The 23,863-nt window shown below is 63.0% G+C and carries 19 protein-coding genes; 8 read left to right on the forward strand and 11 right to left on the reverse strand.

Going from position 1 to position 23,863, the window contains the following annotated elements; all coding sequences use genetic code 11:
- Nucleotides 1-12: 12 nt before the first annotated feature.
- Nucleotides 13-702 carry a 3-oxoacid CoA-transferase subunit A gene (locus MRBLMD1_RS12220; RefSeq protein WP_364399890.1) on the reverse strand — a complete coding sequence of 230 codons (690 nt, stop codon included), beginning with the start codon at nucleotides 700-702 and terminating at the stop codon, nucleotides 13-15.
- Complete coding sequence (locus MRBLMD1_RS12225) at nucleotides 702-1,901, reverse strand: thiolase family protein (RefSeq protein WP_364399893.1); 1,200 nt, start codon at nucleotides 1,899-1,901, stop codon at nucleotides 702-704. The genes MRBLMD1_RS12220 and MRBLMD1_RS12225 overlap by 1 nt, the downstream gene beginning before the upstream one ends.
- Before the next feature lie 308 nt (nucleotides 1,902-2,209).
- Between MRBLMD1_RS12225 and MRBLMD1_RS12230 the strand changes: the two genes are divergently transcribed.
- The 3 genes from MRBLMD1_RS12230 to MRBLMD1_RS12240 are packed head-to-tail and all read left to right on the forward strand — an operon-like array spanning nucleotide 2,210 to nucleotide 5,079.
- Nucleotides 2,210-3,604, forward strand: coding sequence for a cation:dicarboxylate symporter family transporter (locus MRBLMD1_RS12230; RefSeq protein ID WP_364399895.1), 1,395 nt, complete (start codon nucleotides 2,210-2,212; stop codon nucleotides 3,602-3,604).
- 28 nt (nucleotides 3,605-3,632) lie between these two features.
- On the forward strand, nucleotides 3,633-4,169 hold the full coding sequence (locus MRBLMD1_RS12235; protein WP_364399898.1) for a carboxymuconolactone decarboxylase family protein: 537 nt from the start codon (nucleotides 3,633-3,635) through the stop codon (nucleotides 4,167-4,169).
- Nucleotides 4,170-4,185: 16 nt separating this feature from the next.
- Nucleotides 4,186-5,079 carry an amidohydrolase family protein gene (locus tag MRBLMD1_RS12240; protein WP_364399901.1) on the forward strand — a complete coding sequence of 298 codons (894 nt, stop codon included), beginning with the start codon at nucleotides 4,186-4,188 and terminating at the stop codon, nucleotides 5,077-5,079.
- On the opposite strand, the gene MRBLMD1_RS12245 is transcribed toward MRBLMD1_RS12240, so the two are convergent.
- Complete coding sequence (locus tag MRBLMD1_RS12245) at nucleotides 5,063-5,839, reverse strand: IclR family transcriptional regulator domain-containing protein (RefSeq protein ID WP_364399904.1); 777 nt, start codon at nucleotides 5,837-5,839, stop codon at nucleotides 5,063-5,065. The genes MRBLMD1_RS12240 and MRBLMD1_RS12245 overlap by 17 nt on opposite strands.
- Nucleotides 5,840-5,955: 116 nt before the next feature.
- Between MRBLMD1_RS12245 and MRBLMD1_RS12250 the strand changes: the two genes are divergently transcribed.
- Both MRBLMD1_RS12250 and MRBLMD1_RS12255 read left to right on the forward strand, forming a co-directional pair.
- Entirely contained in the window at nucleotides 5,956-6,627 is a 672-nt protein-coding gene (locus MRBLMD1_RS12250) for a hypothetical protein (RefSeq protein WP_364399907.1), read from the forward strand.
- Nucleotides 6,627-7,427, forward strand: a complete 801-nt coding sequence (locus MRBLMD1_RS12255) for an SDR family NAD(P)-dependent oxidoreductase (RefSeq protein ID WP_364399910.1) — start codon at nucleotides 6,627-6,629, stop codon at nucleotides 7,425-7,427. Before MRBLMD1_RS12250 ends, MRBLMD1_RS12255 begins: the two co-directional genes overlap by 1 nt.
- 125 nt (nucleotides 7,428-7,552) lie before the next feature.
- Here MRBLMD1_RS12255 and MRBLMD1_RS12260 read toward each other — a convergent pair whose 3' ends face one another.
- Together MRBLMD1_RS12260 and MRBLMD1_RS12265 are read right to left on the reverse strand one after the other, a co-directional pair.
- A complete protein-coding gene (locus MRBLMD1_RS12260; RefSeq protein WP_364399913.1) occupies nucleotides 7,553-8,704 on the reverse strand; it encodes an acyl-CoA dehydrogenase family protein in 1,152 nt (383 codons plus the stop codon).
- A 4-nt stretch (nucleotides 8,705-8,708) separates the two neighbouring features.
- Nucleotides 8,709-9,650 (reverse strand): acyl-CoA thioesterase, encoded by a 942-nt coding sequence (locus tag MRBLMD1_RS12265; RefSeq protein WP_364399916.1) that lies wholly within the window; start codon nucleotides 9,648-9,650, stop codon nucleotides 8,709-8,711.
- 204 nt (nucleotides 9,651-9,854) lie between these two features.
- Between MRBLMD1_RS12265 and MRBLMD1_RS12270 the strand changes: the two genes are divergently transcribed.
- On the forward strand, nucleotides 9,855-11,999 hold the full coding sequence (locus MRBLMD1_RS12270) for an acetate--CoA ligase family protein (protein ID WP_364399919.1): 2,145 nt from the start codon (nucleotides 9,855-9,857) through the stop codon (nucleotides 11,997-11,999).
- A gap of 485 nt (nucleotides 12,000-12,484) precedes the next feature.
- Here the strand turns inward: MRBLMD1_RS12270 and MRBLMD1_RS12275 are convergent, their stop codons facing one another.
- From MRBLMD1_RS12275 to MRBLMD1_RS12300, 6 genes are all read right to left on the reverse strand, one after another.
- Nucleotides 12,485-14,575 carry a 3-hydroxyacyl-CoA dehydrogenase NAD-binding domain-containing protein gene (locus MRBLMD1_RS12275; RefSeq protein ID WP_364399922.1) on the reverse strand — a complete coding sequence of 697 codons (2,091 nt, stop codon included), beginning with the start codon at nucleotides 14,573-14,575 and terminating at the stop codon, nucleotides 12,485-12,487.
- Nucleotides 14,572-15,714 carry an acyl-CoA dehydrogenase family protein gene (locus tag MRBLMD1_RS12280; RefSeq protein WP_364399925.1) on the reverse strand — a complete coding sequence of 381 codons (1,143 nt, stop codon included), beginning with the start codon at nucleotides 15,712-15,714 and terminating at the stop codon, nucleotides 14,572-14,574. The genes MRBLMD1_RS12275 and MRBLMD1_RS12280 overlap by 4 nt, the downstream gene beginning before the upstream one ends.
- 56 nt (nucleotides 15,715-15,770) lie before the next feature.
- Nucleotides 15,771-16,892, reverse strand: a complete 1,122-nt coding sequence (locus MRBLMD1_RS12285) for an ABC transporter substrate-binding protein (protein ID WP_364399928.1) — start codon at nucleotides 16,890-16,892, stop codon at nucleotides 15,771-15,773.
- A gap of 31 nt (nucleotides 16,893-16,923) precedes the next feature.
- Nucleotides 16,924-18,600: an ABC transporter permease gene (locus MRBLMD1_RS12290; RefSeq protein ID WP_364399931.1), complete on the reverse strand. Its 1,677-nt coding sequence runs from the start codon at nucleotides 18,598-18,600 to the stop codon at nucleotides 16,924-16,926.
- A gap of 92 nt (nucleotides 18,601-18,692) precedes the next feature.
- Nucleotides 18,693-19,814 (reverse strand): ABC transporter ATP-binding protein, encoded by a 1,122-nt coding sequence (locus MRBLMD1_RS12295; RefSeq protein WP_364399934.1) that lies wholly within the window; start codon nucleotides 19,812-19,814, stop codon nucleotides 18,693-18,695.
- A gap of 27 nt (nucleotides 19,815-19,841) precedes the next feature.
- Nucleotides 19,842-21,236, reverse strand: a complete 1,395-nt coding sequence (locus tag MRBLMD1_RS12300; protein WP_364399937.1) for an MmgE/PrpD family protein — start codon at nucleotides 21,234-21,236, stop codon at nucleotides 19,842-19,844.
- A gap of 236 nt (nucleotides 21,237-21,472) precedes the next feature.
- Here MRBLMD1_RS12300 and MRBLMD1_RS12305 point away from each other — a divergent pair, with 236 nt between their 5' ends.
- Both MRBLMD1_RS12305 and MRBLMD1_RS12310 read left to right on the forward strand, forming a co-directional pair.
- On the forward strand, nucleotides 21,473-22,180 hold the full coding sequence (locus tag MRBLMD1_RS12305) for a GntR family transcriptional regulator (RefSeq protein ID WP_364399940.1): 708 nt from the start codon (nucleotides 21,473-21,475) through the stop codon (nucleotides 22,178-22,180).
- 145 nt (nucleotides 22,181-22,325) lie between these two features.
- The gene (locus tag MRBLMD1_RS12310) at nucleotides 22,326-23,537 is read left to right on the forward strand and encodes an MFS transporter (RefSeq protein WP_364399943.1); all 1,212 of its coding nucleotides are present in this window, start codon (nucleotides 22,326-22,328) and stop codon (nucleotides 23,535-23,537) included.
- The last annotated feature ends 326 nt before the right edge of the window (nucleotides 23,538-23,863 follow it).

A 23,863-nucleotide genomic window follows, 5' to 3' on the forward strand; every position in this document is an offset into this window, starting at 1 on the left:
TGCACGCTCACGTCAGGCCGCCTTTCCTGCTGTGCTGCCGCTGCCGGCAACTGTGACGATGCTGTTGACGTAGATTCCCGGGGTGACCACGTTCTCCGGATCCAGCCCGCCGATCGGGACGATCTCGGAGACCTGGGCGATGGTGTGCTTCGCGGCCGCGGCCATGATGGGGCCGAAGTTCCGGGCGGTCTTGCGGTACACCAGGTTGCCCTTGCCGTCGGCCTTCAGGGCCTTGATCAGGGCGACGTCGGCGTGGATGGGGGTCTCGAAGACCTGCCATTTGCCGTCCAGGAAGCGGGTTTCCTTGCCCTCGGCGAGCATGGTGCCGTACCCGGTGGGCGTGAAGAACCCGCCGATCCCCGCCCCGGCGGCGCGGATCCGCTCGGCCAGGTTGCCCTGCGGGACGAGTTCGAGCTCGATTTCGCCGGCCTTGTACTTGGCATCGAAGTGCCAGGAATCGGACTGCCGCGGGAATGAACAGATCATCTTCCGCACCCGCCCCTCCTTGATCAGCAGCGCCAGGCCCTGGTCGCCCTGGCCGGCGTTGTTGTTCACCACGGTCAGGTCGCTGGCCCCGCATTCGAGCAGCGCGTCGATCAGTTCGAACGGCTGCCCGGCGTTGCCGAACCCACCGATCATCACGGTGGAGCCGTCCCGGATGCCGGCGACGGCGTCCTGGACGGTATCGACGAAGTTCAGCATTACTGGTCCTTTCCGGAAGTGACGTTTTCGAGGACCACGGCCAGGCCCTGGCCGACGCCGATGCAGATCGCGGCCACGCCCCAGCGCTCACCGGAGGCCTGCAGGGACCGGGCCAGGGTGCCCAGGATCCGGGTCCCGGAAGCGCCCAGTGGGTGGCCCATGGCGATGGCCCCGCCGTGCCGGTTGACGATCGAGGGGTCGATGCCCCAGGCGTTAATGCAGGCCAGGGACTGCGCGGCGAAGGCCTCGTTAAGTTCGACGGCGCCCACCTGGTCCCAGCCGATGCCCGCCTTCGCGAGGGCCTTGTTCGCCGCCTCCACGGGTGCGTAGCCGAAGTACTGGGGGTCGTTCGCGTGGGCGCCGCGCCCGGCGATCCGTGCCAGGGGGTCGAGTCCGAGCAGCCCCGCGGCAGCCTCGGATCCCACCCAGGCGGCGGAGGCGCCGTCGGACAAGGGGGATGCGTTGCCGGCGGTGACGGTGCCGTTCTCGGTCCGGAATACGGTCTTGAGCCCGGCGAGCTTCTCCGCCGACGAACCCGCCCGGATGCCTTCATCCCGCACCAGATCCGTGCCAGGGACCGGGGCCACCAGGTTGTCGTAGAACCCTTCGTCCCAGGCGGCGGCGGACAGGTTGTGCGATGCGGCGGCGAACTCGTCCTGCGCTTCACGGGTGACCCCGTACTTTTCGCGGAGCCGCTCGGTGGCCTCGCCCAGGGAGATGGTCCATTCCTTGGGCATGGCCTTGTTCACCAGGCGCCAGCCCAGCGTGGTGGACGCGAGCGTCATGTCCCCAGCCGGGTAGGGCTTCTCCGTCTTGGGCAGCACCCAGGGTGCACGGGACATCGACTCCGCGCCGCCCACCAGAATGAGGTCGGCATCGCCGGCGTTGATCTGGCGGGACGCAATGATCGCCGCGTCCAGGGAGGAGCCACAGAGCCGGTTCACCGTGGTCCCCGGGATCGACACCGGCAGCCCGGCAAGCAGGGTGCCCATCCGGGCGATGTTGCGGTTCTCCTCACCGGCACCGTTCGCGTTGCCGAACACCACCTCATCCATCCGCTCCGGATCAAGTCCCGGGGCACGCCGCACCGATTCCTTGATCACGTGCGCGGCCAAGTCATCCGGACGGACCGCGGCAAGGCCGGAGCCGAACTTGCCGAACGGGGTGCGCACGGCGTCGTACACAAAAGCCTGGTTCATCGTTTTCTCCTGAAGTTATTTAGCGAAGTGGGCCAGGGGATGGACTGATCAGTCCCAAGGCATGCCCACAGCGGCATCCTTGCGTGCGTCGGTTCTGCCGTCGCTGGGAGGGTACCAAAGGGCGAGAGAAGTACGGGATACGTACAAAAGTTCTTCTGACGTACAAGCCTAAGAGCCCGGTCAGCCTCCGTCAATGGAAAAAAGGGCGCGGGGCCGGGTTGACACCTCAATGTGATAGTGACAACATTTTGTACGCCAGACAAACATTCGTACGCCAGTCGTACAAGATTCATAATGGAGTGGATCGCATGCAAGCATTCCTCAGGTCAGCCTTCGGGCCGCGCCTCTACATAACGGTCGCCGTGGCCATCGTCCTTGGCGCTCTCGTCGGGTTCTTGTTCCCGACGTTCGGAGCCGGGCTTGCCCCGGTAGGTACGGGGTTCATCCAGCTGATCCAGATGCTGATTGCGCCCGTAATTTTCTGCACGATCGTGACCGGGGTAGCCGGGGCGGGCAAGCTCACTTCCGTCGGCCGCATTGGGGTCAAGGCACTTGGCTACTTCGAAATCATGACAACCTTGGCGCTGGCCTTGGGCCTTGTCGTGATGAATGTGGTGAAGCCGGGGGCCGGAATCCACGCCAAAGCCGCCGAGCTGAAGCTCAACGACGCCGCCCAGGGCTACGTCAGCACCGGCCAGCACCAAAACTGGTACGACTTCATCGTCAACATCATTCCGCGCAGCTTCGTGGGCGCCTTCACCGAAGGCAACGTCCTGCAGGTACTTCTGCTGGCTGTGCTGTTTGCAGTGGCTGTGAAGATGCTTGGGGCCAAGGGCGAGGGCATCATCGCCGGAATCACAACCTTGAATTCGGTCATCTTTGGCATCATCAAGCTGATCATGTACTTGGCACCGCTCGGAGCCTTCGGGGCCATGGCCTACACGACCGGCAAGTTCGGCATGGCAACACTGCTCAGCCTCGGTTCTGTGGTCCTGCTGTTCTGGGCGACCGGTATTGCATTCGCTTTGGTGGCGTTCGGAATTGTCGCCCGGATCTGCGGTCTTCGCATCCTCTCGGTGTACCGCTATTTCAAGGACGAAATCCTTATCACGCTCGGCACCTCAAACTACGAAGCGGTCATGCCGCAGTTGATGAGGAAGCTTGAAGCTGTTGGCTGCCCCAAGCCCATCGTCGGCCTGGTCGTGCCGTCGGGATACGCATTCAACGGCGACGGCGTCTGCCTCTATTCCGGCTTCGCGTCCCTGTACATTGCACAGGCGTTCGATATCGAGCTGTCGATTTGGCAGCAGATCGGGCTGCTCGCGGTGTTCATGCTGACGTCCAAGGGCAGCGCAGGCGTGGCCGGCGCAGGCTTCGTCATCCTCGCCGCTACCCTCTCCTCCACGGGGACCGTACCGGTCGTCGGCATCATGCTGCTGCTGGGCGTGGACCGCTTCATGTCCACCATGCGCGGCCTGGTCAGCCTGGCCGGCCAAATGATGGGAAGCCTCGTCGTCAGCGCCTGGGAAAAGGAACTCGACGCTCCCCGCGCCCTGCGCATCATGCGCGGCCACGAAGCCCCCCTTGTCCAGCCTGTCCTGCCCGTTGCGGCGCACCCTGCCGCCGATGACCGTGAACAGTCGCAGGACTCCACCATCGATGGTCGGCACCGGCTCGCGTCAGCCCCCACGTCCCACCACTAACCTGCCCACAGAACAGTAAGTAGATAACATGCCACGCCTCTCCTACGCCCTTCCCAGCGACGCCACCGCGGAACGAATCCGCAACCGCCGTGGCGGAATCCTCACCCCTCTCGACAAGCTCCTCTCTCACAACGACGCGCTGGCCGCTGGGTGGAACTCGCTCCTCGGAGCCGTCCGCCAGCAGTTCTCCATCCGCGACGATGTCCGCGAACTAATCATTCTCCGCGTCGCCGTGCTCAACAACGCTGAGTACGAGTGGGCAGCCCATGTGGACCTGGGCATCCGTTTCGGGCTCGACGAGTCCGTGCTTGAACAGCTCCGGGAAGAATCTCCGTCCGGGACAGGCAACGCCGAATTCGACGCCGTCATCGCCTACACCGACGAAATGACCCGGAACATCTCTGTTACCGAAGCAACGTTCGAGCGGTTGAGGACGTGGTACTCGGAATCAGAAATCGTCGAACTCACCGCAACTGTCGCCTCATACAACATGGTTTCGCGGTTCCTGGTTGCGCTCGGGGTCGAAGCCTCGGACCGCGAGCCGGTCCTGTCCCCCAATGCGTGAGCGGAAGAATCAGCACATGCACACCCTGACTGTAACCACACCGGGCCCGGACCGCAGCCCACGCCGCCCGCGGCTCTCGCTGCCGGCGGGAAGCTGCGATTCCCATGTCCACGTCTTCGGTCCACACAGCCGCTTCCCGTTTGCGCCGGAACGGACATTCACTCCCGAAGACGTGCCATTGGAGGACCTGCAGTCCCTGCACTCTTTTCTTGGCTTCGACCGTGCCGTCATCGTCCAGTCCGCCTGCCACGGCGCAGACCACTCAGTCGTCCTGGACGCCCTGGAGCGCGGCAAAGGGCGGTACCGGGGAGTAGCCCTGGTCGGTCCGACCACAACCTCGGCCGACATCGAGAAATGGCATGACGCCGGTATGCGCGGGGCCAGAATCCACTTCGCAGCCCACCTGGGCCAGCCGCCAAGCAGGGACGAGATTGCCAGGATCGTTGATCTAATAGGACCCTTCAATTGGCACCTCGCCGTCCACGTGACCGGGTCGGCGCTGCTCGATTTCGTCGACCGCATCGACGAGATCCCGCTGAGGATCATCTTCGACCACATGGGCCGGTTCGACATCAGCGACGGCCGCGAGCAACCCGAGCGTCGAGTCCTGAAGGACCTCCTCGCCGGCGACGACGTTTGGGTCAAGCTCAGCGGGGCCGACAGGATCTCAAAAAAGACCCCTGGCATGGACGACGCCATCGAGTTGGCACGGGAACTTTTCAAGTCCCGGCCGGACCGCTGCGTGTGGGGAACAGACTTCCCGCATCCGAACACCCACGGGTTCATGCCCAACGACGGCGACCTAGTGAACACCCTGGCCCAGATTACCGACTCGCCCGCCGAGCTGGAGCAGCTCCTGGTGACGAATCCGACCCGCTGCTTTGATTTCTCCCCTAATGAAGTACCGTAACGCCGATTTCCGAGGAAATCTGTTGCGCGGTGCTGACCAGCGCCGGAACGTAGTCAGTGACAAGCTGCTGCTGCGTTACCCGGGCAGCGTTGGCGGAAACATTGACCGCGGCCACCACATGCCCTCCCCTGGCGAAAACGGGCGCGGCCGCCGAGCGGATGCCCTCCTCACGCTCGCCATCTGCGGTGGCGTATCCGCGTTCCTTTGCAAGAGCCAATTCGGCCCTCAGCTTGTCGGGATCCGTAATGGTTGTGGGCGTCAGCCGGACCAGGGCCACTTCGGCCAGGTACCTGTCCAGCTCTTGAGGGGACAGGTAGGCCAGCAGTATTTTGCCCATCGATGTTGCGTAAGCCGGCAGCCGCGAGCCGGTGTTGAGTGTTGTCACCATGCTCCGGTTGCCCGGCACGCGCGTGAGGTAGACGATGTCGTTTCCGTCCAGGGTCGCCATCGAGCAGGACTCGTTGAGCAGGCTCGCGAGGCGACGCATGTGCGGCTGGGCAGTCTCCCAGTACGGCAGCGCGGACAGGTAGGCGAAACCCAGGCGGAGCACCTTGGGGGTGAGCCGGAAATAACGTCCATCGGTTTCGGCAAAACCGAGGTTGACGCAGGTGAGAAGGATCCGGCGCGCGGTCGGCCGGGTCAGCCCGGACAGCTCGGCAGCCTCGGTCACAGACAGGGACGGGTGATCATGGGAGAAGACCTGAACCAGTCGGAACGCCTTCTCAACGGAGTCGATGACGTCCGGATTCTCGCGGGACATTCGCTCTCCTCCTCTTCTCGATCCCTCGACGTGAATACAGCGTCGACGCAGGGTATGTCCTGCAGTTTACCTACAGATGATCAGGCTCCCGGGACCCCGGGCGGAGGCCGAACACGATGAGTGATGGACTGCTTGCCGTGTACTCCGACCCTGGTCAGGTGCCGCTACAACGGTTCCATGACTGGTACGAGCAGGAACATATCCCACTCAGGCTCCAGTTCCCGGAATTCGAGAATGCACACCGCTTCGAAGCGGCCGATGGGCTGCGGCCTGGTTGGCTGGCTAACTACGATGTGGAGTTGGCCTTTTTGGGCACCGACCGATACTCCGCTCTGCGCGCACGGCGAACGCCGCACGAGCAAAGCATCGTGGAAAATCTCGCCACACTGGACCGCCGCATCTACTCACTGGACTACGAAACCGGTCCCCTGGAGGGCGAACCCCAGTATCAGGTCATCGTGGGGCTCACGTCCCAGGCAGAGGATGGCTTGCTCGATTGGTATCGGACCGAACACATTCCGCTGCTTCTGCAGATACCAGGCTGGCGGCGGATCCGGCAGTTCCGGCTGGTCCAAGGCGCCGGGGAGCGGATCCTGACCATTCACGACATCGACGACCCCGCAGCCTGCGACACAGGACTGTGGAAAAAGGCGACGTCGACCAGATGGCGGGAGCAGGTGATGTCCGACGTGACATCGCGGTCCCGCCGCATTTTCAAGATGTACAAGACTGGCCAGCGGCCGCCCGCGGGCTGGTCCAACCCCTACACCCCAATAGAGGAGAAGTAATGACAGGACGTCTGCAAGGCAAAGTTGCTCTGATCGTTGGAGCGGGAAGCGTCGGACCGGGATGGGGAAACGGGCGCGCCTGCGCTGCGATCTTCGCCGCCGAAGGTGCCAAGGTGTTCGCAGCGGACATCAGCCAGGAAGCACTTGACCCGACGCTGGAGCTGATCCGCTCCGAAGGAAACACCGTCGAAGGCCACCTCTGCGACGTCACCGACACCTCGTCCGTGAAGGCAATGGTTCAGGCCTGCATCGACCAGTTCGGCCGGGTCGACATCCTGGTCAACGTCGTCGGTGGCTCCCGCCGCGGCGGCGCTGCAGAAATCACCGAAGAAGAATGGACCCGCCAACTCGATTTCAACCTCACCAGCGTCTACCGGACAAGCCATGAAGCGATCCCGCACATGATTGCCGCCGGCGGAGGCGCCATCGTGAACATCGCCTCAACCTCGGGCACCCGATGGACCGGTTCTCCCCAGGTGGCCTACGCTTCCTCCAAAGCCGGTGTCATCTCCTTCTCCCGGGTGACAGCAGTCCAGTATGCGCCGGACAACATCCGCGTCAACACTGTTGTTCCCGGACAGCTGCACACACCCATGGTCGAAGCACGTCTGGCCGGGCAGCGCGCCGGAGGCGATGTCGACAAGCTGCTCGCCCAGCGGCAGTCACGAATTCCCCTGGCCTTCACCGGTGACGGCCGCGACACAGCCTACGCGGCACTCTTCCTGGCCTCGGACGAAGCACGTTTCGTCACCGGAACAGAGCTGGTCGTCGACGGAGGCATGACCGCCCGCTGCGACTAACCACCGCCGGAAGGTGACGCTGCAGGGTCAGAGGACCCTGCAGCGTCACCGAGACTGTTAAAGCCAGCAGAATCCCCTGGGTGACGAACCGGTCACCCAGGGGATTCTGCTGTTCATCGCAAGGGTCAGCGTGAGGGTCGCTGGTCGAAGCGGCGGCCGAAGACATGTTCAGCCACCCTGTTTTTGAGGATCTCCGTGGATCCGCCGGCGATCATCCAGCCGCGCGTACGGCGCACGCAGTATTCCATCAGCGTCAGGGAACTGAAGCCCAGCGCCCCCATGGCCTGCATCGCGTCATTTGCGACGCGGAAGCCTGCCTCGTTGGCAGCCAGCTTGGCCACCGCCGTGTCGTAGGCGGAGGGCAGGCCGTCGGCGGCGTTGCGAACGGCCCGTTCCAGGAGGAGTTGAGCCCCGTCCAGGGCGACGGTCATTTCGGCGAACTTCCACTGCAGCCCTTGGAATTCCATCAGAGGCCGACCGAATTGCTCGCGTTGGGCAACATGATCCCGTGCGAGCTCAAAGGCCAGCCGGCCAAGAGCCAGGGACCGCGAGGCGTTGCCAATCCGCTCGACATTGAATCCACTGATCTGCCGCTTGAACCCACCGGGCCCCAGAAGCACATTCGAGGCGGGAATGCGGCATTCGGTGAAGGTCAGGGGCGCCCAGAGTTCTCCGCTCATGTAGGCGGAGGGTTCGCCCACATCAAAGCCGGGAGTGTCCCGTTCCACGAGCACGGAACCGATCCCGCCCACCCCGGGTCCGAAGCGGACGTACACCAGGAACAACGGCGCGTCCGCGCTGTAGCCGGACCAGCATTTGGCACCGTTGAGGACGTACTCGTCACCCTCCTGCCGCGCAGTGGTCTGCAGGTCGGTGATCGCGGAGCCTGCGTCGGGTTCGCTCATCCCGAGTGCGAGCAGGCTCTGCCCCGACAACAGGTCCGGCAGGTAGCGCGCCTTCTGCTCCTCGGAAGCGTATTCGGCGAACGTCCGGAGCGCCCCGAAATTTCCGGCCTGGACGACATCCGCGCTTTTCGGGCAAGCCATCCCGATTTCCTGGATGGCGATCACTGCCTCCATCAGCGAGGCCCCCTGGCCACCATCGGCTTTTGGCACGGTCAGGCCCAGCAGACCCTCATCGGCGAGCAGCTTTGCCGTCTCCCACGGGTAATGCGGTTCGTGGGCCCGCTCGAGCGCTGTCGGGGCGAGCCGGTCCCGGGCAAACGATCGCACCCTGTCACGGAAGGACACTTCTTCGGGAGTAAGTTCGAGATACATGGGGCTATTCCTTTCCAGTTAGCTGGTACTGCGGATCCCGGAAGCCGGCGGCGCCCGGAAGTGAGAAGACTCCTTGTTGGGCCACGGACGCAACGAGATCTCCATCGGCATGGAAGATCAGGCCTCGTACGGTGCCGAGTCCGGGGGTACTGAAGGGGCTTTCCTGGGCGTAGAGGTACCACTCCCCCGCCGAGACGTTCCCGTGGAACCAGAGGGCATGGTCGACGCTTGCCACGCGGACCCCCGCTCCAGGAAGCGTCTCAAGCCGCGCCTTGGTGACTGCAGGCAGCAAGGATCGGTCGGATGCGAATGCGAGCACTGCGCGCTGCTCGTTCTGGGTCGCACCCGCGGCTGGCATGGCGCGGAACCAGAAGCACCGCAGGGAACGGTCCGGTAACTCCGCGTCGTCCACGTACCGGATGTCCAAGGGCCGGGACGCCGTCCACCAGTGCCGGCGTGCGGGCCAGTTGAACCCTGCAGGGCTGGCGCTTTGGTCCTGTACCCGATCGTGCAGGGGCCGCAGACGGTCCGGTGGAGGAACGACGGGCATGGCCGCTGACAGGGCTCCCTCGGTGGAACCGTCTGTGGTGAATGAGAGGCTGGCATGAATCAGTAGCCGGCCACCCTGGCTTGCCCGCACGCTCCTCACAGAGAAGGTCCGCCCATCGCGCACCCGCTCCACACAGTAGGTGAGCTCTGATTCCTGGGTTCCTGGTGCCAGGAAATAGACATGCAGCGAGTTCACGCTGCGGCCCTCCTCTACCGTGCCTGCAGCGGCGAGGATGGTCTGGGCTACAAGATGGCCGCCGAAAAGCCGGCCCCGGAACCCTTCCGGCGGCCAACCGCAGAAGTTGTCCCCATCCCCAGCAGCGACGGCGAGCCTTTCCAGGAGCGGCTGGTCGTTGATGACACCCTCCTCCGACAGATCATCGCCCCAGACTTCCATTCGGGTTCCTTCCATCACCATTGATCGCCGTAACTCTGTAGACGCTACTCTATAGAGTATGTAATGATCATCACATGAGGCCGGTTCAATGACAACTGTCTTGATCGCAGAGTTCCTCACGGTTAGCCATCAGGAGTGCAGACGTATCGCCGGGGCTTGATGATGAGTTCCGGGGGCTGCCCAACCCGTACAGGAGTAGTGAACATGCAGGACGTGAAAGAGTCAGGGCTCGCCGGTCCCCTATTGAATCCGCGCAGCGTCGCCATTGTGGGGGCATCGGATGATCCGAAGAAGACCACGGCACGACCACAGCAATTCCTGGCTCAGGCGGGATACGCAGGAAATGCGTATTTCATCAACCCGAGGCGCGAGACTGTCCAGGGCGCGAAGGCGTGGCCCAGTCTTTCCGCGCTTCCGGAAGTGCCGGAGCACGTTTACATCATGACCGGGGCTGAGGCGGCCATCGAGTGTGTGCGTGAATGCGCCCGGATCGGCGTGAAGGTGGCGACGGTGCTGTCATCCGGTTTCGCCGAAGATGGCGAGGCCGGCCGTGAGCGTGAGGACCGCCTGCGGGCAGCTGCGGCCACCGGTGACGTGCGGCTGGTGGGCCCCAGCAGCCTCGGCGTCGTCAACCCCCGCAACGGACTGATGCTCACCGGCAACGCGGCGTTCGGGGAACCAGGCACCCCAACCGGGGGCATCTTCGTCGCCTCCCAGTCCGGCAGTGTCATCGGCGCGCTGGTCAGCCGGGCACGCGGCCGGGGCATCGGGTTCGCAGGACTTGTCTCCACAGGCGGCGAAGCTGACCTGTCCCTTGGCAGGATCTGCGAATCGACCCTCGATGACCCCGGAATTACCTCCTACGCACTATTCCTTGAGTCCCTGCGGCATTCGGAGGAACTTGCCTCCTTTGCCCAGGCCGCCCACAGGGCCGGAAAACCGGTCGTCGTTTACAAGTTGGGCCGTTCAGAAGAGGCCGCGGCCTTGTCCGTGTCGCACACGGGTGCGCTGGCCGGCGAGGACAGCGAATCGCAGGCATTCTTCGATGCCTGCGGGTTCGCAAGGGTCAATCACTTTGAGGGCCTGATCGAGGCGCCGGCCCTGCTGCAGAAGGTCGCCGCCACGGCCCACCGGCAGGAACCCCGCATTGGTGTCGTGACGACCACCGGCGGCGGGGCGGCGATCCTGGTGGACCAGCTGGCCGTACGCGGTATGACCATTGCGGGGCCCAGCAGCAAACTGATCGCGGACATGACTGCGGCCGGCGCGCCGGTGCCGCACAGCCTGATTGCCGACCTGGGTTTGGCCGGTGCCAAGCATGAGATCGTCACCAATGCTCTGCAGCTGATGCAGGACAGCGGGGAATTTGACCTGATTCTGTTTGTCATTGGATCGTCGGCCCGGCTCAACCCCGAGCTCGCCGTCCAGGCCATCGCAGAGCGGGGTGGACACCATGTCCCCCTGGTAGCTTTCGCGCTTCCGGAAGCCCCTGCCGCAGCCGAGCTGCTCATCAGGTCAGGGGTGCCGGCCTTCCGTACACCGGAATCATGCGCCGACGTGATCGCAGCGGCCTTCGGACGGCGGGTCACGACCATCGGCGAAGGCGCGCGGTTCGCCATCGACCCATCCACGCCAGGGACCACTTTGGACGAGATGGCCTCGGCCGCAGTCCTTCAACGTCAAGGAGTCCCCGCATATCCTTCCGTCGCTCTCTCCCTTGCCGCTCTGGATGGCCCGATCGAGATCCCGTTCGACTTCCCGGTCGTCGTCAAGGCACTCTCGGACAAACTCGCGCATAAGAGCGACGTTGGTGGCGTCATCCTCAACGTTCCCGATCTGGCCGGTATCCGCGTTGCCGGGCAGACGATCGCAGCAAACGTGGCCACGCATCATCCGGAGCTGGCGTTGGATCGAGTGTTGGTGCAGAAGATGGCTGATAAGGGTGTCGCCGAGGCCTTGGTCGGCTACAAAATCAGCCAGGACGTGGGACCGGTCGTCGTGCTCTCAACCGGCGGCGTCCTGGCCGAACTCTTCGCCGATTCAGCAGTCCGGCTCGCCCCCGTCACGCTCGAAACAGCACGCGAAATGATCCAGGAAGTCAAAGGCCTCCGGGTCCTGGACGGATACCGCGGATCCACCCCTGGCGACGTGGAAGCCCTGGCGAAGACCATCGTTGCCGTATCCAACCTGGCCGTCAACGACCCGGATGTTCTGGAAGCCGAAATCAACCCGGTCTCAGTGGCACCCGTCGGCGGCGGAATATCCGCTCTGGATGCCCTCGTCCGGCGCAAGACCGATCAGGCCGGCGAGGCACTCCCCCTCGAACTCCAGTCCACAACCCGGGCCTGACCGCTCGGCAGTCCAACAAGCTCGACAGCACGAGCCAACGGCAGCAATGATCCCCGGCGCCTTCAGGCACCGGGGATCATTGCTGTCCGCGCACCGTGCTCCGACAAGCGTGTCCCGCCCAAAGGTGCGATCCGGCCCGGCATCGCACCCAGCACGGGACAACTTGAGTCCAGAAGCGGACCCGATCTGGAGGAAATCTCCACGCCAGCCGCGATGCGCCCCGGCACACAGGCGAAGGGCGCGGCGGAGGCTCTTTGGCACACGCCAGGCTCGTGGTGGCTGCCCGCCCCAGGGAGTGCCCTGAAAACTGCCAAAGATCCCAAGTGGCCCGCGTCCTGGAGGGGTAGTGGCCGGGTGTATGAGGAGGGCGTGTCTACGGCGGACTGACGCTTTGCCGACCCACAACAGCAGCCCCGACAGGACAAACCTGTCGGGGCTGCTGTTGTGGGCTGGTGCGGTGCGTCGGTGCTCCGGGTAGTTACTGCTCAGGTCCGGTTCTGGAGCGCCCTGACATCCCCTTTCCTGAACCCGGGCCCTGATATGGACTCGAGCGCTTCCAGCTCGCGCCCGAGTTTTTGTGGATCCTGGCGGCCGGCCCAGTAGGTGATCCCGCCTTCGTGTTTGGGGAAGCCGTAGCCAAGGGTCAGGAGCAGGTCGATGTCGATGGGCCGCTCGGCGATGCCCTCTTCCATCAGCAGAGCGGCTTCGTTGGTCATGGCTGTGAGGCATCGGCGGATGATTTCTTCGGCCGTGAAGCTGCGTCGCTGGATGTTTTTGGCGGCCGATGACCTCAAAATGAGCGACTCGACTTCCGGGTCGGGGATGGGGACGCGTGATCCGTCCTCGTATCGGTACCAGCCCTTGCGGGTTTTTTGTCCGAACCGTCCCAGCTCACACAGAGTGTCGGCCACGTCGGGATACCGTTCCTGTTTGTCCCGGAACGCTACCTTGCTCTGGCGCATTCTCCAGGCGACATCCAACCCGGACATGTCCGCCACCGCGAAAGGGCCCATGGCAAAGCCAAACGACTCCAGGGCGTTGTCGATTTGGGCGGGCAGGGCCCCCTCTTCGAGCATGAGTTCACATTGTCGTCTATAGGCGCTGAATATCCTGTTGCCGATGAAACCGTCGCAGACGCCGGCGACCAGGGGCAGTTTGTTCAGTGCACGGGCGGCGGCCAGGGCGACATCCACCATCGCCGGAGCTGAGTGGGCGCCGCGGATTACTTCCAGCACGGGGGTTCGATGGGCTGGACTGAAAAAGTGCATGCCCACGACCCTGCCCGGATCGTGAAGGACAGAGGACAGTTCGTCGATGTCCAGATAGGAAGTGTTCGTTGCCAGGGGCACGTCGGCCCGTACCACCGCCTCAAGGTCCTGCAACACCGCCTTCTTGATGGCGGCGTCTTCGAAGACCGCCTCGATGACGAGATCCACGCCGGCCAGGTCCGCCAGCGACCCGGAGGCGGAGAGCATGCCCATCCTTTGGGCAGCACCAGCGGACGTCAGCTTTCCAAGGGCCGTTAGGCGGTCGTAGTCGTCCGAGATCCGCTGCAGAGCCGCGGCCGCAGCTGCCTGGTCCTGGTCGATGACCGTAACGGCGATGTTCGCCTCGGCGAAGGCCCGGGCGATGCCGGTACCCATGGTTCCCGCCCCCACGACACCGACGCTGTCGAGCTTCGTCGCGTGGTGCGGCCGGTTAGCCTTTTCGGCCGCCCTGCGGGCAAAGAACAGGTGCCTCAAGGCGCCTGATTCGACGCCGCAGCGCAAGCGGTTGAACTCTGCCCTCTCATGCAGGAAAGCCTGTCGGGGGGACACACTGGTGCCTGCAAACACCGCCCCGACGGCGGCGACGACATGAGGGCGTGCCCCGGAACGGGCCAGGACCGACCGGGCGGTGGCTTCCAGCGCTCCGGCGGCTTCCTCCACCACCGGCAGCAGGCGAAGGATCCGCTTATTCTGCAAGGAACGGGCGAAGCGTATCGCTTCGCTGCGCAGTGAAGCGGGAACAACTTCGTCCACGAGTCCCTCATCGAGGGCGTCGAGCACGGGAACCCGTTCCCCTGAGGTCACCAGGTGAAGTGTCCTGGAGGGGCCAACCAAGCGCATGGTGCGTTGGGTGCCGCCCGCTCCCGGGATCATGCCCAGGGTGATCTCGGGCAGGCCGATAACTCCCCCGGCCAAGGCAATCCGGCCGTCACAACCGAGTGCGAGTTCGAAGCCGCCTCCCAGGGTGGCTCCCGACAAGGCCGCGACCACCGGTTTTTCGCACTCCTCGATCGCGGCGATCACTGTGGGCAGCTCCGGGGCCGGCAGGGGTCCTGAGAATTCCTTAAGGTCAGATCCGCTGATGAAATTACGGTGCGCCCCGATGAGGACGATGGCCTGGATTGACTGGTCCGCTGACGCCGCTCGTATTCCCGCCAGCAGTCCCGCCCGCACTTGCGCTGTGCTGGCGTTCACCGGTGGGTTGTCAATGATGAGAAGGGCAACGTCACCATCTGCCTCATAGACTACGGGACCGCCATCCACTGTTTTGGGGGCAGCTGTCGCGGTCCCCAAGGCTGCGGCGCTCACCGGCGCTGGCTGAATCGCCGGCCGAAGATCTCCTCGGCGATCCGGTTTTTGAGGACTTCAGTGGAGCCTCCGGCGATCATCCAGCCGCGGGTGCGCCGGACGCAGTATTCCACCAACGTTCCGGTGCTGAAGCCTGTCGCTCCCATGACCTGCATCGCCTCATTGGCGGCAAGGAAACCCGCTTCGTTCGCCGCGAGCTTTGCGACTGAGGTTTCGTAGGCGGAAGGGAACCCGGCACTGGCGTTGTTAACCGCACGGTCGAGGAGGCCTTCGGCGGCGTCCAGGGCCACGGCGGCGTTGACGAGTTTCCATTGCAGGCCTTGGAATTCGGCCAGTGGGCGGCCGAACTGTGTCCGCTGTGCCATGTGCTCCTTGGCTGCTTCGAACGCCAGTCGTCCGAGGGCCAGGGACCGGGATGCGTTGCCGATCCGTTCTACGTTGAATCCTGACATCTGCTTTTTGAAGCCACCGGGCCCCAGCAGCACGTTCTCGCGGGGTATCCGGCAGTTACGGAAGGTGAGTTCGGCCCAGACCTCGCCGCTCATGAATGATGATGGTTCACCAATCGTGAACCCGGGCGTTCCGCGTTCGATCAGTACGGAGCCGATGTTGCTCGTCCCGGGGCCGAAGCGGACGTAGACCAGGAAAAGGGTGGCGTCGACGCTGTGGGTGGACCACAGTTTCGTTCCGTCGATCAGATAGGAGTCGCCGTCCTCGGTCGCCGTGGTTTGAAGCTCTGTCGCTGCTGAGCCGGCCTGGGCTTCGCTCATGGCCAGCGAGATCAGTGCCTTGCCGGCCAGCAGGTCGGGGAGGTACCTGTTTTTCTGATCGGGGGTTCCGAACTCGGCGAAGGTTCTGATGGCTCCGAAGTTTCCTGCCTGCAGGACGTCGGCGCTCTTGGGGCAGATCATGGCGACCTCCCTGATGGCGGCTACGGCGTCGGAGAGCATGAGCCCGCCTCCACCGTCTTCGGCGGCGATGGTCATGCCCAGGAGGCGCTGTTTTCCGAGAAGTTCGGCGACGGCCCAAGGGAAGCTGGGCTCATGGGCGCGCTGAAGCGCTCCGGCGGCCAGGTGTTCAAGGGCGAAAGCCTTTACGGACGCCGGTGATGTGGGCTGGTCGGTAAGGGTTGCGGTCATGGATTGGTCCTGTCGTGTCGACGTGCTGGTGGTTCGTCACTGCGCGCTTGTGCTGGCTAGCCCACGTAGTTGAAGGCGCGCTTCCAGACTTGTTCGTCGGCGTCTGCGTAACGGGCGAAGTCTTCTTCCGTGAAGAGGTGGAACCGGGGCGAGTCGGCCTTCGGGAGTTCGTATTCGCCGGCTTTCACGGGATCGATGTCGGTGCGCGAGGGGGCAAATCCCTGGGCGCCGGCGAAACGCTGGCCGGCCTTGGACATGGTCCAGTTCATGAACACCTGGGCCGCGGGGCTCTGCAGTCCTTTCGGAGTCATGCCCAGCACGCCTTCAGAGGCGGATACTCCCTTTTCAGGGATGACGAGCTTGATCGGGGCGCCGGACAGTTGGGTGGCGAAGGCGTTGTTGAAGCTCACGGGTGCGATGGTGATTTCGCCGCGGGCCAGGGCGTCAACCTGGGTTGCTGTGCTGTCGAAGATCCGGGGTTGCTGCTGGCTTTGGGCTTCGAGGTATTGCGGACCGAAGGTGCTGATCTGGAAATGAGCGAGGGCGTTGAGGGTCCCTCCGGTGGTGATTGCGTCAATTCCCAGTTTTCCCTTGTATTTGGGGTCGTTGAGGTCTTCCCACTTGGTGGGCGGGTCCTGGTCGATCGCGGCGGTGTTGTAGCCCATCGCGATCATGAAGTAGTAGCAGTTCACGAATGTGTCCGACATGTGTGGGTTCTGCGCCGCGAGGATGTCGTGGGCGGGTGTGCGGTAGGGGACGAAGATCTTTTTGTCGGTGAACTGCCGGGCGATCCGGACGTCGGTGAGCCGGATCAGGCCAGCTTCCAGTTTCCCTGCACCGGCTTCGGAAAGGGCGCGCTCAGAGAGCTTGTTCGTCGGCAGCCGGGTGAGATCTACGTTGATTCCCGTCTCCGCGGAGAATCGCGCGTCCGTGAGGTCTTCGGCTTCTTTGCCGGTGCCCGAGTACAGCTTCACCGTGTCGTTCTTTGCGGCGTCGTAGAGCGTCTTGTCGGCGATTAGTTCGCCGTCAATGCGGAGCCCATCGGTAGTGTCCACTACCGGCATGGGAAGCAGTTCGGCCCCGGGGGCGTCCTTTGCCGCGGTCGATGTGCCTCCGCAGCCGGAAAGGGACGCGGCCAGGCCGAGGGTAAGGATGATTGTGGTCATCGTCTTGCGCATGGGACTACTTTCTGTGAAATCGAGGGGGAAGTTATACGCCGGCGGGAGCCCGCTTGGCTCCAAACAGGCGGGGCAGGAAACTCAGGACGAACATGATCAGGCAGTAGATAAGCGCTGTTGCCGCTGCGTCCCTCAACGCGCCGCCATTTTCAAAAAGGTCGTAGATGGCGATGGAGAGGATGCGCGTGTCTGTTGTGTAGAGGAACAAGGGCACGGTGATTTCGCGCATGCTGAGCATCAGCAGCAGAAGAAAGGTTGAGGACACCGACACGCGCAGCAGCGGAAGGGTAACTGCCGTTATCGCCCGGAACCGGTGGGCACCGAGCAGCACAGCGCTGTCTTCGAGGTCTCTATCTGTGGCCTGGATGGCAGAGGCGATGCCACGGAATGCCTGGGGCATTTGCACCACAATGAAGCCAATGACCAGAACCCAGAGTGTCCCGTACAGCGGGACGGGCATGACCAGCCAGGTCCACAGCAACCCCACGCCAAGGACGACAGCAGGAATCGCAAGGGGCACCATTGACAGTGATTCCAAAGCTCCCCGGGCCACAGCCTTAGTGCGGTAGACCGTGTAGCCGACGACGAACGCCAGCGCGGTCCCGCCTGCGGCTGCCAGTACTGCGACGAAAATACTGTTCGTTGTTGCCTTAGCAAAAAGGTCCGACGTCACAACGTGGGTGAACGAGGAGAAATCGAACGCGCCAGGTTTGGTGAGACTGGTGAACGACTGCATGTAGGGCGAGGTGCGGACAGCGGAGAGCAGCAGCGCCAGTACCGGCAAGACAATGGCGATCAGAAAATACAGGATGGCTGCCAGGAGGGCCGGGATCCTGAAGCGGCCCAGACTCAGGGTTCGGGCCTTGACGCCCTTGCCGGAGACTGTGGTGAATGAGCGTCCGGCCAAGATTCGGCGCTGAATCAGCGTGATGACGATGACGGCGGCGACCAGGGCTATGGAGACAACGGCGGCCTCGTTGCCGCGTGAGGGGGTGGTGTTGATCAGCCTGTAGATGAAGGTCGGTAGGGTATCGATCTGGCCCGGGGTCGCCAGTACCTGCGAGACCGGGAAATTTTCAAGAACGTGGATGAAAATCAGAAGCCCTGAGCCCAGGATGGCGGGAAGGGCCAGCGGAAGTGTGACCGAACGGATGGTCTTCCAGGTGGAGCCCCCGTGGACTCCTGCGGCATCCTCCAGATCGGGGTTCATCAGCGACATCGCACCGTGGATCAGCAGGAATGCGTAGGGGGCGTAGTACATGGCCATGACCAGGATGACGCCGGGCATCGAGTAGACGTTGATCGGCAGGTTCCACCCGATGTCGCGTGCCGCGACGTTGAGCAGGCCCACCTTTGGGCTCCCGAGGATCGCCCAGGACAAAGCACCTACATAGGAGGGAAGGAATATTGGCATCAGGCCGATCAGAAACACGAAGGCCTTCAGCGGTATGTTGGTCCGCGCGCACAGGAATGCGAGGAAACCGCCGATCACAAGAGCGGCTGCGGTGGAGAAGGCAGCAATCACTACTGAGTTAAGGGCCGCGCCCAGCACGCCGCCCTCGACCAGAACGGAAAAGTTCTGCAGGGTAAGGTCGAAGTTGATGCTTCCCGGGCGGGGGACGTCTTTACTTACGGCAGCCAGAAGGATGAATCCCGCCGGCACCAGTACAAGGAATCCTACGAGCAGCAGAAGGGGAATGCTCGCCATTCTGCCCCGCCCGTCGATTTTTCCGCGGCGGAGCCGTTTTGGCGCTGGTGCAGGTGGGGCTGCTACCGGCGGTGCCGGATCCAGGAGGGCGCTCATGCTGCGACCAATTCTGAGCTGGGTTCACGTACATCATCCGGGAGGACAAGCACGTTGGCCGGATCAATGCGCACCCGTACCGGGGCGCCCGCGGCCAGCGACCCGTCAGGCGGACACACAGCGTCCACACTGATTCCCGTCGAAAGGGTAATTCTGCAACGTAGGGAAGACCCTTGGAATACAGCGACGTCAACTGTTCCGCTAAACGTGTTAACGGTGCTGGAGAACGGGTCCTCCATATGGGCCAGACCGCTGCTGACGAGGATGTCTTCGGGCCGGATGCAGACGCTCGAGGGCAGGTCCACACCTGGACGTTCAGTGCGCAAAACCATGTCGTGTCCGCGGAGTTTCACACTGTGCGGGGTCGATGCTGATTCCACCGGGAAGACGTTGGTGACACCCAGAAAGGAAGCAATGGATGCGCTGGCCGGGGACCCGTAGATTTCCTCGGGGGTTCCGAGTTGGGTAATGCGGCCTTCCTGCATGATGGCGATGCGGTCTGCCAGCGCAAGGGCTTCCTGCTGGTCGTGGGTGACATAAAGGCTGGTAAGTCCCCGCTCCACCTGGATTCTGCGGAGTTCAACCCGTAACTCGTCCCGCAGCCTGGCATCGAGGTTGGACAGCGGTTCATCGAGCAGCAGCACGCTGGGTGACATGGCCATGGAGCGGGCGAGGGCAACGCGCTGCATTTGTCCACCGCTGAGCATGCTGGCGCCTCGGTCGGCAAGGTGGGCCAGACCGACGACGTCCAGAACTTCGAGCGCTTGTTTGCGCTGATCCGCGCGGCCTACGCCCTTCATCTTTAGTGGGAACGCGACGTTTTCCAGGACGGTTTTATGGGGCCAGACGGCATACGACTGGAAGACCATGCCGACGTTGCGCTTGAACGCTGGGACGACCTTGGAGCTCGCGCCATCAAAGACGATCTTGCCGCCGATGGAGATCGTGCCCGAGGTGGGGCTTTCCAAACCGGCGATGGAACGCATGGTAGTTGTCTTTCCGCATCCCGACTGTCCCAAAAGGACCACGGATTGACCGTCAGGGATGGTCAGGTCCAGGTTTCGGATGGCGGTGTAGTGCCCGTAAGCGAGGTGGAGGTTCTTGACCTTGACTTCCATGGGGAATCCTTATCTCTTCGCTGCTTTTCAGCCGCTGACCGCGGCGGGGGCGGACGTTATGGCGCTATCGATGTCATCCAGGAAATCGAGCCCGGAGAAACCCCATGCAGCTTCGATGAGCCGCTTGGCGCCGGCAATCCCGATGACCGGTTCCGTAAGGGCCTGGACTTTTCCTTCAAGGTCTGCGTCAGTCATGGGATTGGCTGGCTCGCCGTAGGGGTATTCGACCCGGTGGGTCAAGCGCGTGCCGTCCTTGAGCTGAATGGTGACCTCAGCGGGACGGCCGTTCTTGGGATAGGCGTTGTCCGCGGCTTCGTCCAAATACACGCTGACCTTGTCCATCAAAGCGTGTACGGCCGGGTTCGCCCTGGTCGCTTCATCGAAGTCGGTCAGGGTGACATTGCCACGCAGCAGGGCAACAGCAACGGTGAAAGGCAGACTCAGCTGGGCCTGGAGCGTGTTGTCGGCCTTTTTACCCGCATGGCGGGTAGCGATGGTGAAAGTGCCAATCTCGACCGACTCCACCTCATCCGGGTTGATCCCGTGCTGGCGGCCGAGGGCCAGGACGGCGTCGATGGCTCCGTGGAGGTGCCGGCAGCAAGGATACGGCTTCACGTACGTCTGCAGAATCACCCACTTCTCCCCCAGGCCGTCCCGGACGGTGCTGGGGAACCAGTCGGTGCCCGGGCTTCCGGCGAAGGCCGCGAAATAGCCGTCGGTGCCTTCCAAAACGGTGGTCGGGCCCGTCAACCCGGCAAGGGCAAGGTCGGCGCTGACTATGCCGTCACGGGCCGCTTTGCCTGGGTGAACCCGTTTGATTTCCGCTGATTGTCCGAGGAACTCGAACAAACCCCCGGCATGGGAACCGGCAATTCCCAGTGCGTTGGCAACACCATTCACGTCCAGTTCCAGGAGTACGCTTACCGCCGCAGCCGCGCCGAGGACCCCGGCGATGGCGGTGTTATGGAAGTGGTTGTTCCGTGTCGCGGGGTGGCCGGCGGCGGCGATTCTGCAAGAGAGTTCCATGCCGATGGCTGCTGCGAGAAGGACCCTGTCCGCCGGCGCCTCACGTTCCTGTGCCACAGCAAACACCGCGGGCAGAATTGCGGAAGTGGGGTGCATGCTGCCGGGCGTGTACCCCTCATCTGCTTCGATGCCATGGCCGTTCATGCCGTTCAGGACTGCCGCTCCCAAGGTCGATGACCGGCCAAACCCAATGGCCGTGGCAGATGCCCCGGGATAGGTCCGCTGAACGTGCGCATTAACCGTCGCTGCAACGGGGCCAACAGAGCTGGCGACCACTCCTGCGAGGTGGTCAAGGATCATCCGGCGAACATGATGATCAACATGCTCCGGAAGCCTTCGCTTCTGCTGGTCCACGACCCACTCGGCCACATCCAGTGTCAATCGCGTCTGATCCATCGGTTTGCTCTCCACTTCTCTAAGAACGGAACGGGACAGCAAGCACAAACTTTGGAAGCACTGCGAGGCTTCGTTGCGCTCACTAACGTTGTGAGCCACATTACATACTCTATAGAGTGTTGTCGATGATCAATAGGAAATCTTTAAAAGCTTCCAGTATCGACGCCACAACTGACACACTATGAAGTACAGAAAACAGACTGATCCGGTCGTTTCTGCCGAGGGAAGGGACTGCCGTGATCAACGGAGCTGAAGAAGTGGCTTTACCCAAGAGCCGAACCGCCTATGTAGCCGACCGCCTGAAGGACGACGTCGCGAACGGCGTTATCCGACCAGGTGAACTCATCAAGCAGACCGTCTTGGCCAAGAGGTATGGCGTCAGCGCGACACCTGTCCGCGAGGCTCTCCGCATGCTCGAGTCAGACGGTGTCATCACCTACTCCCCGCACAAGGGCGCCACCGTCCGTGAGCTCAACCCAGACAGCGCCCGCGACCTGTACCGGCTGCGGGCCGCCGCGGAAGCAGTAGCTGCCGAGATGGCCGTTGAGAGGATGACCCCAGCCGGGCTTGCCCGCATCCGGGAAAAGCACGCGGTCATCCAGAGCGCACTTGCCTCTCAAAGCGCCACTCCGGCGGAACTTTCGCAGATGAACCGGGAATTCCACTTCGCTATATACGAGCTCTCGTCTCCCCTGGTCCTCCAGCACATCGAACTCCTATGGTCCCGTTTTACCCCCGGCACCACGATTTGGCGGTCCCCCGAGGATGCGGCCAAGCTACAAGCAGAGCACGACCAGATCCTGGAAGCCATCGAACAAAACGACGCAAAGGCCGCTGGCGCACTTACCGCAGCCCATATCGAACATGCAGCAGCAATCCGGGAACAAGAACCCGATTTGAGGGCCTCCGGCACCGACGACCGCCAGGAATTCTCGTCCCGGTAAGCCGATCAAGCAGTGGAGGCACACGGTACCGGACGGCGAGAGCCCCCAAAATATTCGCACGCCCATAACCCCCACCCAGGATCAGGTCCGCGCGCCGACCGGGTTCCATCCGACCGCTCAGAGCGCACTGCGAAAGAATCAGCCCGTGCATAAGCTACTCGTGCCATCCTCGGCCCTGCTGTGGGGCCTTCAACTGGCCTTCCTCAGCCCTGCACTGGCGCTGATCCTTGTCAATCTCTACGGGGCCACGACCGCCGAGGTGGGCTGGGTACTCGGCATCTATAACGTCGGCGGGTTCGTCGCCTCATTGCTGCTGCCCGCCTACGCGGACAGGAAGAGCGACTATTTGGGCCCGATGCTGGCCTGCGGAGCCCTCACGATGCTCCTGGCTGTAGTTCTGGGCTTCGCAACAACTCTGCCCATCGCAACCGTCGCCCTTGTGGTTATCGGCGGACCAGCGGGCGTGGGAAGCTCGCTTCTGTTCGCCCAACTCCGGCACTCAGGTGGCCGCCCATCCGATGTAATAAATACCCGCGCGATTATTTCGGTGGCCTGGGTGGCAGGTCCTCCCGTGGCAACCTTCATCATGGGCTCGTTCGGCAACCGGGCTATTCTGCTGGCCATTGCTGCGGTCGCAGTTCTCAACGTGGCTGCAACGGCCTTCATGATCAAGGCCCGCGCCGCAGCCACCCGGGCGGGCGATGGTGCGGGGGTCGAAGCATCAAAGGCCGCCGCATCAGCCGAACCGTCCGTGAGCCGGCTTGCCATCGCACTCATTACCGCCGCTTTCGTCCTGCTACAAGCAACCAACGCCACCGCTATGACCGTCATGACCATCTACGTGACGGACACGCTGCAGATGGACGTGATGTGGGCCGGCATCGCCCTCGGGGTCGCTGCTGCTCTTGAAGTGCCAGCCCTGCTCCTTGTCGGCCGGCTCACATACCGCTTTTCGCAACTAGGCCTGATTATCAGCAGCTGCATCGCGGGAATCTGCTACTACCTTGGTCTGAGCGCAGTAACAGGTCCCCTGCCATTACTTGCGCTGCAACTGCTGAATGCCTGGTCCTTCGCTGGTATCTCCGGAGTAGGTTTGCCCCTGTTCCAGCAGATGATCCCGCAGCCAGGACTCTCCACCGGCCTGTACATGAACACCCGTCGGATAGGCGCCATCGTCTCCGGGCCCATCATCGCCGTCGGCTCCCTGACAGGACTGGGTCAGCGAGGCATCTTCCTCACCAGCGCAGCACTCACACTCGCCGGCTTGACCATCGTGGTCATCGCGAACCGCGCAAAACCAGTCAAACCCAAACGATCAGCGACACCTACGGGAAATTCACTAAATCCTCTCCTATGAGGACGGCCGCGGGGAAGCGTACCCATCAGCTCAAGGAGCATCCCAAAGTGCGGTTCTGTAGCCGCCCAGAAGCCTGGGATAGGCAATCGTGCGTAATTCTTCTGACGGCGACCCTGACAGGTCCGATAGTCGTGGTCCAGGAGCAGTGGAAGTGGGAGGGTTGACACCTTAACGTGATAGTGGCTACATTTTGCACGACGGGCAAACAATCGCACGCCTGTCGTACAAGGTCATAGACGAGTGGATCGCGGGCAAGTGCTCCTAAGTCAGCTTCCCGGCGGCGCCTCCACATAACGGTCACCGTGGCCATCGTCCTCGATGCTCTC

Origin of the sequence: Pseudarthrobacter sp. LMD1-1-1.1, assembly GCF_040676255.1 — a bacterium.
Classification (GTDB): domain Bacteria; phylum Actinomycetota; class Actinomycetes; order Actinomycetales; family Micrococcaceae; genus Arthrobacter.

What these genes read in the sequence shown, in the direction of transcription:
- MRBLMD1_RS12220 (WP_364399890.1), bottom strand. Translation starts at nt 702, where the DNA reads ATGCTGAACTTCGTCGATACCGTCCAGGACGCCGTCGCCGGCATCCGG.
- MRBLMD1_RS12225 (WP_364399893.1), bottom strand. Translation starts at nt 1,901, where the DNA reads ATGAACCAGGCTTTTGTGTACGACGCCGTGCGCACCCCGTTCGGCAAG.
- MRBLMD1_RS12230 (WP_364399895.1), top strand. Translation starts at nt 2,210, where the DNA reads ATGCAAGCATTCCTCAGGTCAGCCTTCGGGCCGCGCCTCTACATAACG.
- MRBLMD1_RS12235 (WP_364399898.1), top strand. Translation starts at nt 3,633, where the DNA reads ATGCCACGCCTCTCCTACGCCCTTCCCAGCGACGCCACCGCGGAACGA.
- MRBLMD1_RS12240 (WP_364399901.1), top strand. Translation starts at nt 4,186, where the DNA reads ATGCACACCCTGACTGTAACCACACCGGGCCCGGACCGCAGCCCACGC.
- MRBLMD1_RS12245 (WP_364399904.1), bottom strand. Translation starts at nt 5,839, where the DNA reads ATGTCCCGCGAGAATCCGGACGTCATCGACTCCGTTGAGAAGGCGTTC.
- MRBLMD1_RS12250 (WP_364399907.1), top strand. Translation starts at nt 5,956, where the DNA reads ATGAGTGATGGACTGCTTGCCGTGTACTCCGACCCTGGTCAGGTGCCG.
- MRBLMD1_RS12255 (WP_364399910.1), top strand. Translation starts at nt 6,627, where the DNA reads ATGACAGGACGTCTGCAAGGCAAAGTTGCTCTGATCGTTGGAGCGGGA.
- MRBLMD1_RS12260 (WP_364399913.1), bottom strand. Translation starts at nt 8,704, where the DNA reads ATGTATCTCGAACTTACTCCCGAAGAAGTGTCCTTCCGTGACAGGGTG.
- MRBLMD1_RS12265 (WP_364399916.1), bottom strand. Translation starts at nt 9,650, where the DNA reads ATGGAAGTCTGGGGCGATGATCTGTCGGAGGAGGGTGTCATCAACGAC.
- MRBLMD1_RS12270 (WP_364399919.1), top strand. Translation starts at nt 9,855, where the DNA reads ATGCAGGACGTGAAAGAGTCAGGGCTCGCCGGTCCCCTATTGAATCCG.
- MRBLMD1_RS12280 (WP_364399925.1), bottom strand. Translation starts at nt 15,714, where the DNA reads ATGACCGCAACCCTTACCGACCAGCCCACATCACCGGCGTCCGTAAAG.
- MRBLMD1_RS12285 (WP_364399928.1), bottom strand. Translation starts at nt 16,892, where the DNA reads ATGCGCAAGACGATGACCACAATCATCCTTACCCTCGGCCTGGCCGCG.
- MRBLMD1_RS12290 (WP_364399931.1), bottom strand. Translation starts at nt 18,600, where the DNA reads ATGGCGAGCATTCCCCTTCTGCTGCTCGTAGGATTCCTTGTACTGGTG.
- MRBLMD1_RS12295 (WP_364399934.1), bottom strand. Translation starts at nt 19,814, where the DNA reads ATGGAAGTCAAGGTCAAGAACCTCCACCTCGCTTACGGGCACTACACC.
- MRBLMD1_RS12300 (WP_364399937.1), bottom strand. Translation starts at nt 21,236, where the DNA reads ATGGATCAGACGCGATTGACACTGGATGTGGCCGAGTGGGTCGTGGAC.